This is a genomic window from Nocardioides sp. NPDC057577 (genome assembly GCF_042801335.1).
GTDB lineage: Bacteria > Actinomycetota > Actinomycetes > Propionibacteriales > Nocardioidaceae > Nocardioides.
Window position 1 is genome coordinate 1 of record NZ_JBHVGB010000275.1, and the last position, 4,633, is coordinate 4,633.

Sequence of the window (4,633 nt, forward strand, 5' to 3'; positions counted from 1 at the left end):
CGGTAGAGACGGTGGCCTCGGCACCGTTCTCGGGGGCGAGGCGGGAGACGGCGCTGAGGATGGCGTCGGGGTCGACGGCGTCACCACCACCGGGGCGGACCTCCACGTGGAGGTGGTTGCCGGTGGAGTTGCCGGTCGAGCCGACGTAGCCGATGACCTCACCGGGGGAGACCGTCTGGCCGACGGAGACGCCGTAGTCACTCTGGTGGCAGTACCAGATCTCGGTGCCGTCCTCGAGGGTGATGATCGTCCGGTTTCCGTACGCACCGCCCCAGGCGGTCTCGGTGACCGTGCCTCGGGCGATCGCGTGGATCGGCGTGCCGTAGGGGGCCGCGAAGTCGAGACCCGTGTGGGTGCTGGACCAGTTGGAGCCGGACGAGCCGAAGGTGCCGGTGATGCGGTAGACGCCCGCCGGGATCGGCAGCTCCCACATGTTGGACTTGAGGAACTTGTCCTGCTTGTCGGCCTGGACGTCGACGCCCTGGAGCGCCTTCTCGCGGGTGCTCGCCGCGGTGTCGGCCTCGGAGCGCTCGTCGTTGCGGGTGACGGTCGCGGAGCGGTCACCGACGACGACCATGTCGCTGTCGCCCCCGAGCGCGGTGGCTCCGACGAGGCGTACGTCATCGGCGGCGACCATCGTCGGTCCGCCGGTCAGCGCGATGCCACCGATGGCGGCAGCGAGAGCGGCGGCGCCGGCGGTCAGCGGGACCGTCGGGCGGCCACCGGCCGCCGCAGCGGAGGCGCGCCGGGTGCGGGGACGGGTGGGACCACCGATGCCGACCATCGTGCCGGTGGTCTCGACCGCCGGGAGGTCGTGCAGCTCGGGGCGGTAGGTCGCGATCTCGCTGATGCTCGGCAGGTCGATGCTGCCCGTGTCGGCGCGGAAGTAGGTCTCGGCCTGCTGCGGGTCGCGGTCGTAGCCGTCGGCGTAGTCGTCCTGGTAGTACGCCTCGTGAGCCTGCGGCTCCTCGTAGTAGGGCGCGTCGACGGTGTAGGACTCGGCCGGAAGGTCGATCGCCATCGAGTCGAAGTCGATCTGCTGCGGCAGCGACACCGGCGGGGCCGGGAACGAGGTCGTGTCGATCTTGAACGACGTCGGGGGCGCGTCGAACGCCTCCTGGAACCCGCGGGGCTCCTGGATCTCCGGCTCGTAGGCCGGAGCAGCAGGGGCGACCGGGGGAGCCGGGATCTGGCGGGCCTCGCGCACCGCGCGGATCTTGCCGGTCAGCGGCGCGAACGTGTTGGCCATCCGCAGCGGCTTCGGCGTGTGCGTCGGCTCGGGCGCCTGGAAGGTCGGCTCAGGAGCGACCGGCGCCACCGGCTCGGGAAGCGCGGGAGCTGCAGGAGCAGCCGGAACACCGCGCGGAGGCGTCTTGGTGGAGACCGCCCTGCTCGCCTTGGCGGGCGCGGGCTTGGTCGGCTGGGTCAGGAACATGGTGAGCTCGGAGGTCGTCATGCCTCCTACGCCGAGGTCTTCGAGCACCTCGGGAGTCACCTTGTCCGGGTCGATGCCCATCGAGTGGAGCAGGTCGGCCAGGACCGGGTCGATCTGGTTCGCCCGGCGCTGCACGGGCACGATCGGGGTCGCCGCGGGAGCCGGCGGGGTCGGGAACGAGGCCGGGAAGGAAGGGCCGTCGCCCTCGACGAGAGCACGCAGCTCACTCGTCGAGATGCGGCCGTCGTGGGCCTCGTCGGCGCGCGGGGACCCGACGACCGGCAGCTTGCCGGTCTGCTCGAGAACCACGCGGTTGGGCCGGGCCTTGGCGACCGGCTCTTCGGGAGTCTCAGGGGCGGGGGATGGCTTCGCGGTCCCGACGGCGGGGGACGGCGCGGCGCGCCGCTTCCCGACGTAGGAGGTCGATCCGGTCGCTCGCGGGGCAGGCCTGGAGGCAGGGCTGTCGGTCGCCGGCGCTGCGCGCCGCTTCCCGACGTAGCTGCTGCTGCTCGTGGTTGCTCCGGGGGAAGGGGTGACCGAACGCGGACTGTCACTTGTGACGTCGGCTCGGTGGTTGCCCATCAGTTCATATCTCCGCTGTTCGGGGTCAGACGGCGAGCCATGACTGTAACGGACCGGAGGGCGCGGTCAAGAAATGTGGCACGCCCGTTTCGCTGATTTCACCAACGGCTGTGGCCGAATCAGTCGCTGATCTGCGTATTTCCGCCAGATTCGGAACTCGATTGCGGAACATTCATGTCACCCGAAACGCGTGTCATCGGCCCATTTGGGCATCGATACGCCGTCGAAACCCACCGGTCCCCGGACCGCAGGCCGCGTCGTACGGGGTCAAACGGGGGTCGCTGCGTGGGGCTACGGACTGTTACCCAAGGTTGCCGATTTGTTGGTATGTGTCCGGTGTGTCCGGCCGCACGGTCCGTCAGTGGCGTACGTCACGTCGTGTGCCCTGGGCTCGTAACTCCGGCTCGGCGGGGTCTAAGGTGCTGGACGGACACATCTGAAGACGAGGGCGTCGACCGCTGATCCATGCGGTACGCCGCCCCGTACCGCAACACACAGACCAGGTGGATCAGTGGATCTCATGGAATACCAGGCGAAGGAACTCTTCGCCAAGCACGGCGTGGCGACCACCCTCGGTGTTGTCGTCGACTCGGCGGAGGCGGCCAAGGCCGCGGCCGAGGAGCTGGGTGGCGTCACCGTCATCAAGGCGCAGGTCAAGGCCGGTGGCCGCGGGAAGGCCGGCGGCGTCAAGATCGCCAAGACGCCCGAGGACGCTTTCGAGCACGCCACCAACATTCTCGACCTGACGATCAAGGACCTGCCGGTCAACCGCGTCCTCGTGACGCCGGCGACCCCGCCGGTGGAGGAGTACTACTTCTCCTTCCTGCTGGACCGCTCGAACCGGCAGTACCTCTGCATCGCGTCCGTCGAGGGTGGTGTGGAGATCGAAGAGGTCGCCAAGACCAACCCCGACGCCGTGAAGCAGATCGGCATCGACCCCGGCAAGGGCGTCGACGAGGCCAAGGCGCGCGAGATCGCGACCGAGTGCGGCTTCCCGGAGCCCGTCTTCGAACAGGCCGTCGCGATGATCCAGAGCCTCTACACGGTGTTCACCGAGGAGGACGCGACGCTCGTCGAGGTCAACCCGCTGGCTCGCCTGGAGGGCGACAAGCTGGAGGCCCTCGACGGCAAGGTGTCGCTGGACGACAACGCCTCCGAGATCCGCCACGAGGACCACGAGAGCTTCGTCATCCGTGACGAGGAGGACCCGCTCGAGGCGAAGGCCAAGGACAAGGGCCTCAACTACGTCAAGCTCGACGGCCAGGTCGGCATCATCGGCAACGGCGCGGGTCTGGTCATGTCGACCCTCGACGTGGTCGCGTACGCCGGCGAGGCACACGGCGGCGTCAAGCCCGCCAACTTCCTCGACATCGGTGGCGGCGCCAACGCGCAGGTCATGGCCGACGGTCTCGACGTCATCCTGAACGACGAGCAGGTCAAGTCCGTGTTCGTGAACGTCTTCGGTGGCATCACCGCGTGTGACGAGGTCGCCAAGGGCATCGTCGGCGCGCTGGACATCCTCGGCAACGAGGCCACCAAGCCGCTCATCGTGCGTCTGGACGGCAACAACGTGGACCTGGGCCGCCAGATCCTCAGTGAGGCCAACCACCCGCTGGTCATCATCGTCGACACCATGGACGGCGGCGCCGACAAGGCCGCCGAGCTGGCCAACGCCTGAGGTCGGGAGAGAGAAACATGAGCATCTACCTCAACAAGGACAGCAAGATCATCGTCCAGGGCATCACCGGCGGCATGGGTGCGAAGCACACCGCCCTGATGCTCGACTCGGGCGCCCAGATCGTCGGTGGCGTCAACGCCCGTAAGGCCGGCACCACGGTCACCCACAAGGACGCCGCAGGCGCCGACGTGGAGCTCCCGGTGTTCGGCACGGTCGCGGAGGCGATCAAGGAGACCGGCGCCAACGTGTCGGTCCTCTTCGTCCCGCCGGCGTTCACCAAGGACGCCGCGATCGAGGCCATCGACGCCGAGATGCCGCTGATCGTGGTCATCACCGAGGGCGTTCCGGTCCAGGACACCGCCGAGGTGTGGTCCTACCTGCAGGGCAAGGTCACCCGGATGATCGGTCCGAACTGCCCCGGCATCATCACGCCGGGCGAGTCGCTGGCCGGCATCACCCCGCACACCATCACCGGCAAGGGCCCGGTCGGTCTCGTCTCCAAGTCGGGCACGCTGACCTACCAGATGATGTACGAGCTGAAGGACTTCGGCTTCTCCACCGCCATCGGTATCGGCGGTGACCCGATCATCGGCACCACCCACATCGACGCCCTCGAGGCGTTCGAGAAGGACGACGAGACCAAGGTCATCGTCATGATCGGTGAGATCGGTGGCGACGCCGAGGAGCGGGCCGCGGCCTACATCAAGGAGAACATCTCCAAGCCTGTCGTCGGCTACGTCGCCGGCTTCACCGCGCCGGAGGGTAAGACCATGGGTCACGCCGGCGCGATCGTGTCCGGCTCCGCCGGCACCGCGCAGGCGAAGAAGGAGGCCCTCGAGGCCGCCGGCGTCAAGGTCGGCAAGACCCCGTCGGAGACCGCTGCTCTCGCTCGCGAGATCCTGCAGTCCCTCTGACGTACGTCAGCACCTGACCGCCCC

At 68.5% G+C, this 4,633-nt stretch carries 3 protein-coding genes; 2 read left to right on the top strand and 1 reads right to left on the bottom strand.

Features of this window, described 5'->3' with window-relative positions:
• Nucleotides 1–2,017, bottom strand: a 2,017-nt coding sequence (locus tag ACFU7D_RS28695) for a peptidoglycan DD-metalloendopeptidase family protein (RefSeq protein ID WP_378873671.1), incomplete at its 3' end; no start/stop codon positions are given.
• Between the two features lie 511 nt (nt 2,018–2,528).
• Between ACFU7D_RS28695 and sucC the strand changes: the two genes are divergently transcribed.
• Nucleotides 2,529–3,695 carry an ADP-forming succinate--CoA ligase subunit beta gene (gene sucC / locus ACFU7D_RS28700; RefSeq protein WP_378873674.1) on the top strand — a complete coding sequence of 389 codons (1,167 nt, stop codon included), beginning with the start codon at nt 2,529–2,531 and terminating at the stop codon, nt 3,693–3,695.
• Between the two features lie 17 nt (nt 3,696–3,712).
• A complete protein-coding gene (gene sucD / locus ACFU7D_RS28705; RefSeq protein ID WP_378727515.1) occupies nt 3,713–4,609 on the top strand; it encodes a succinate--CoA ligase subunit alpha in 897 nt (298 codons plus the stop codon).
• Nucleotides 4,610–4,633 lie beyond the last annotated feature (24 nt).

Coding starts and splice junctions, on each gene's coding strand:
- sucD (WP_378727515.1), top strand. CDS start 3,713: ATGAGCATCTACCTCAACAAGGACAGCAAGATCATCGTCCAGGGCATC.